Origin of the sequence: Mycobacterium sp. NAZ190054 (assembly GCF_001545925.1) — a bacterium.
Lineage (GTDB): Bacteria > Actinomycetota > Actinomycetes > Mycobacteriales > Mycobacteriaceae > Mycobacterium.
The window spans coordinates 1-4,986 of record NZ_LMVQ01000275.1 but is presented as its reverse complement, the minus strand read 5'-3'; the positions used below and the strand labels follow the sequence as shown (position 1 = coordinate 4,986).

General features: G+C 69.9%; 5 protein-coding genes and 1 pseudogene. 5 read left to right on the top strand and 1 reads right to left on the bottom strand.

From position 1 onward, the window contains the following. The coding region (locus ASJ79_RS18630; protein ID WP_067958271.1) for a TetR family transcriptional regulator at window positions 1-574 on the bottom strand (574 nt) is incomplete at its 3' end. 80 nt (window positions 575-654) lie between these two features. Here ASJ79_RS18630 and ASJ79_RS18625 point away from each other — a divergent pair. The 5 genes and pseudogenes from ASJ79_RS18625 to ASJ79_RS18605 all read left to right on the top strand — a co-directional run bounded on the left by ASJ79_RS18625 (window position 655) and on the right by ASJ79_RS18605 (window position 4,950). Continuing rightward, window positions 655-1,485 carry a mycofactocin-coupled SDR family oxidoreductase gene (locus ASJ79_RS18625; protein ID WP_067958264.1) on the top strand — a complete coding sequence of 277 codons (831 nt, stop codon included), beginning with the start codon at window positions 655-657 and terminating at the stop codon, window positions 1,483-1,485. Next, window positions 1,482-2,291 carry a mycofactocin-coupled SDR family oxidoreductase gene (locus tag ASJ79_RS18620; RefSeq protein ID WP_082753924.1) on the top strand — a complete coding sequence of 270 codons (810 nt, stop codon included), beginning with the start codon at window positions 1,482-1,484 and terminating at the stop codon, window positions 2,289-2,291. The genes ASJ79_RS18625 and ASJ79_RS18620 overlap by 4 nt, the downstream gene beginning before the upstream one ends. A 7-nt stretch (window positions 2,292-2,298) precedes the next feature. Further along, a complete protein-coding gene (locus ASJ79_RS18615; protein WP_067958261.1) occupies window positions 2,299-3,102 on the top strand; it encodes a carboxymuconolactone decarboxylase family protein in 804 nt (267 codons plus the stop codon). Window positions 3,103-3,174: 72 nt separating this feature from the next. Next, on the top strand, window positions 3,175-4,089 hold the full coding sequence (locus ASJ79_RS18610; protein WP_067958258.1) for a LysR family transcriptional regulator: 915 nt from the start codon (window positions 3,175-3,177) through the stop codon (window positions 4,087-4,089). Between the two features lie 49 nt (window positions 4,090-4,138). Beyond that, a pseudogene (locus ASJ79_RS18605) lies at window positions 4,139-4,950 on the top strand (DoxX family protein). Window positions 4,951-4,986: the final 36 nt, after the last annotated feature.

Here is a 4,986-nt window from a genome sequence, read left to right as displayed (position 1 = left end):
CGATGCGTTCACGGGTCCCGGCCCCCGGGCGGTAACCGGCGGTGAGCCGGTACACCGCGCGGTCGATGGCGGGCAGGATGTCGGTGATCGCGATCTCTCCGGCGGCGAACCGTCCGAGCAGCCCGTAGACGACGTTGGCGACGACGATGTCCAGGTCGGCGATGAAGTCGTCGTCCACATCGGCGAGCATGTCGAGCGCTGCGGGCACCACGACTTCCAAACCTCTTCGCAGCAGCCGGTTTCCGCGGGGACCGGTGCGCGCGCGGAAGTAGGCGGCGAGCATCGCCGGGTGGCGTTCCCACGGCTCGAAGAGCACGCGGAACAACCTCATCAGCGATTCGTGCAGCGACTCGCCCGGCTCGCGGCGCTGGTCGGCCACCGCCGCATAGCGGTGGGTGTCCGTCCACGCCTCCAGCGCGGCCAGGATCAACTCGTCGCGGTTCGCGTACCGCTTGTAGATCGTGGTCAGTGAAGTACGGGACCGCCGCGCCACTTCGCGCAATTGCACCGCGTCATAGCCCTCGTTCTCCAGCAGGTCAACGACCACCGCCAAGATCGGATCCTCTGACACCATGTCCGCGAACATCCTTGCCGTCTGCGAGTAACCCGGTTACCGTACCGCAGTAACACAGTTACTCAGGACAGCGAGGTGTCATGGGCTCTCTCGACGGCAAGGTCGCCTTCATCACCGGTGTCGCTCGCGGGCAAGGACGAAGTCACGCGCTGCGGCTGGCCGCCGACGGCGCCGACATCATCGGCGTCGACATCTGCGCCGACGTCGGGTCCAACGGCTATCCCATGGCCACCGCCGCCGAGCTGGAGGAGACCGTCGCGCTCGTCGAAGCCGAAGGCGGCAAGATGCTCGGTGCTGTCGCCGACGTGCGGGACCACCACGCACTCAAGTCGGCACTGGACGCCGGCGTCGAGCATTTCGGCCGGCTCGACATCGTGTGCGCGAACGCAGGTATCGCCGCGATGGCGTTCCGGGAACTCTCCGACACCGAAGACCTCGCGATGTGGACCGACGTGATCGACGTGAACCTCGCCGGAACGTTCCACACCGCCAAGGCCGCCATCCCCCATCTGATCGCCGGCGGGCGGGGCGGGGTGATGGTGTTCACCAGTTCGACCGCCGGGTTGCGCGGCTTCGGCGGCATGCAGGGCGGGGGTCTCGGCTACGCCGCGTCCAAACACGGCATCGTCGGCCTGATGCGGGCACTGGCCAATGCCCTTGCCCCGCACAGCATCCGGGTCAACACCGTGCACCCGACCGCGGTCAACACCATGATGGCCGTCAATCCCGCCATGACCGAATTCCTCGAGCACTACCCCGACGGCGGCCCGCATCTGCAGAACCCGATGCCGGTCGGTCTGCTCGAACCCGAGGACATCAGCGCGGCGGTCGCCTATCTGGTCTCCGACGCCGCCAAGTACGTCACCGGGGTCACCTTCCCGGTCGACGCCGGCTTCTGCAACAAGCTGTGAACGCCGACGGACGCGTCGCCGGAAAACGGGTGCTCGTCACCGGCGCCGCCCGCGGCATGGGCCGCAGCCACGCGGTGCGGCTCGCCGAGGAGGGCGCCGACCTCATCCTGGTCGACATCTGCCGGTCGATGCCCGAGATCGAGTACCCGCTCGCCTCCCCCGGCGACCTCGCCGAGACCGCTCGGCTGGTCGAGGGCCTCGGCCGGCGGGCGGTCACACACACCGTCGACGTGCGCGACGGGGCCGCGCTGTCGGCCGCGGTCCAGGACGGTGTCGCCCAGTTGGGCGGCCTGGACGCCGCGGTCGCCAATGCGGGCGTACTGACCGCGGGGACATGGGACACCACCACCGCCGCGCAGTGGCGCACCGTCGTCGACGTCAACCTGATCGGAGCCTGGAACACGTGCGCCGCGGCGTTGCCGCACCTCGTCGACCGCGGCGGCAGCCTGGTGAACATCAGCTCGGCGGCCGGGATCAAGGGAACCCCACTGCACACGCCGTACACGGCGTCCAAACACGGCGTGGTCGGCATGAGCAAGGCGCTCGCCAACGAGCTTGCCGCGCATAGTGTCCGGGTCAACACCGTGCATCCGACCGGCGTGGAGACCGGGATGCGACCGGAGTCGCTGCGCGCGCTGATCACCGGGCAACGCCCGGATCTCGGTCCGCTGTTCTCCAACGCGATGCCGATCGTGATGGCCGAACCCGTCGACATCAGCAACGCGGTGCTGTTCCTGATCTCCGATGAGTCGCGCTACGTCACCGGCCTGGAGTTCAAGGTCGACGCCGGCGTGACCCTGCGCTAGCACGAACATGGAGGCAGATGCTGTGAGCGTCACCGAACGGGCGCGACAGGCGTTCCTCGACGTCATGACGTTCCCCCCGCCGACGCCGAGCTCCCCGGCCGCGGCGCACCTGCTGGAGTTCGTGTTCGCCGACGTCTGGCAGCGGCCAGGGCTGAGCCGGCGGGACCGTCATTTCGTGACGTTGCCGTGCGTCGCGTCCGCCGACGCCGAGGGGCCGCTGCGCGACCACGTGTACGCCGCCCTCAACAGCGGGGATGTCACGATCGCCGAGATGCGGGAGGCCGTCCTGCATTTCGCCGTCTACGGCGGATGGCCGAAGGCGTCTCGGCTCAACATGGTCGTCGACGAACAGTGGCTGCGCATCCACCAGGAACGGGACCGGGAGGTGCCGCCACCGGATCCGCTGCTGCCGCTGAGCACGCCGAGCGACCCCGAGGAACGGCTGGCCGCAGGCGAACAGTCGTTCAAGGACGTCAACTGTCTGCCCTTCGCGCCGGCCCGCGACGACCCGTTCCAGGGTGCCGGCATCCTGAACTTCGTCTTCGGCGAGATGTGGTTGCGCCCCGGGCTGGGGGTGCGGGAGCGGCGGCTGATCACCGTGGCATGCGTGGCGGTCCAGGACGCGCCGTATCCGATCCTGAGCCACGTGTATGCCGCGCTGAAGAGCCGTGACCTGTCGTTGGCCGAAATGGAGGAGCTCACAGTCCATTTCGCGGCGTACTACGGCTGGCCGAAAGCCGCTCATCTCGGCGAGGTGGTGGCCGAGCAGAAGCGCCGGGTGACCGAGGAGTGGGCGGCCGAGAACCGTTGAGCCGGAGACCGTCGGGTGGGTCATGCGGCGATCCTGCCGACCCCGCGGCGGCTCACTGGAGACAATTCGGGGATGGACACACGGCGTCTGGAACTGCTGCTGGCCCTGTCGCGGCTCGGGTCGATGCGGGCCGTGGCCGATGCGCACAACCTCACCACCTCGACGGTGTCCCAGCAGATCGCCGCGTTGGCCCGCGACACCGGGGCCCGGCTGATCGAACCCGAGGGCCGCCGGGTGCGTCTGACCCCGGCCGGACGCCGGCTCGCCGACCATGCCGTGACGATCCTCGCCGCGGTCGACAGCGCGCGGCTGGACCTGGACCCCGACGCCGAACCGGCGGGCACCGTCCGCGTCGGCGGCTTCGCCACCGGCATCCGGGTGTCGCTGCTGCCGATCGTCGCCGACCTGGCGGTGCGCCACCCCGACGTCGAGGTCGTGATCAGCGAATACGAACCGATCGAGGCCTTCGCGCTGCTGACCGCCGACGACCTCGACCTGGCACTGACCTACGACTACAACCTGGCCCCGGCCTCCCCGGGCGCCGCTTTGGACGCCATGCCGCTGTGGTCCATCGGGTGGGGCCTGGGAGTGCCGTCAGGGACCCCGGCCGACACCCCGCTGACGGCGTTCGCGGACTCCGCCTGGATCGTCAACTCACGTAACACCGCCGACGAGACCGCGGTGCGCACGCTCGCGTCGCTGGCCGGGTTCACCCCGACGATCGCCCACCAGATCGACAGCCTCGATCTGGTCGAGGACCTCATCGTCGCCGGTTTCGGCGTGGGACTGCTGCCCCTCGGCCGACCGACCAGCCCCGGGGTGTCCGTGCTGGCGCTGCACAACCCCCCGGTCGAATTGACGGCGTACGCCGTGACCCGGCGTGGCCGCTCGGCGTGGTCGCCGCTGCGGGCCATCCTGGACCGGATGCGCCCGCCGCCGGGCGCGCTGCTGCGGCCGGAATGGCCCCGCCCGGAGGCCGGAGATTGAGCCGTAGCGGCCTGGTTTGTCTCCCCAACCCCCGGGGAACACAGGCCCCATGTTGATCCGACGTGTTGCGCGCCCGATGCTGTCAGCAGTGTTCATCTCGCGTGGGGTCGAGGCGCTGAAAAGCCCGAAACCCGCCACCGACGCCACGCGGCACACGCTCGAGGGTCTGAGCAAGCTGCCCGACCCGGTCGGCACCAACGTGCCCTCGAACGCCGAGACCGTCGCGAAAGCGACCGCCGCCGTGCAGATCGGCGGGGGGCTGCTGCTCGCGACCGGACGCCTGCCGCGCGTGGCGTCCGCCGCGCTGGCGTTGAGCGTGGTACCGAGTTCTCTTGGCGGACATGCCTTCTGGAACGAGGTCGATCCGCAGCGCAAAGCCGACGAACGGCGTGCCTTCATCACCGACATCAGTCTGATCGGCGGCCTGATCATCGCCGCGGTCGACACCGAGGGCAAACCCTCCCTGGGATGGCGCAGCCGCCGCGCCGCACGCAAGGTCTCCGAGGCCGTAGCGTCGGCGCTGCCGGCGGGCGCCGCGGCCGGCAGCTCGTTGACCGACAGTGCGTTCGCGGAGAAGGTCGGGCACGGCCTGCACGTGGGTGCCGAACGGGGCCGCGAGCTGGCGCACGTCGCCCGTGAGCGCGGCGGTGACCTCGCCGAGGTGGCCCGCGAGCGCGGTGGTGAGCTCGCCGAGGTCGCCCGCGAGCGTGCACCCGAGTTGCCGAGGCTGCGCGCGAACGCGCCGCGGAACTGGCGGACATCGCGCGGGATCGCGGTACTCCTGCCAGCGGCCGGCCCCGAAGGACCGCATCAACGTGCGGGCGTCACGGTCCACGGTCTCCATCCCGACGAGCACATTGAGCAGCAACGGGAAGAAGCAGATGGTCGCCGCCATCA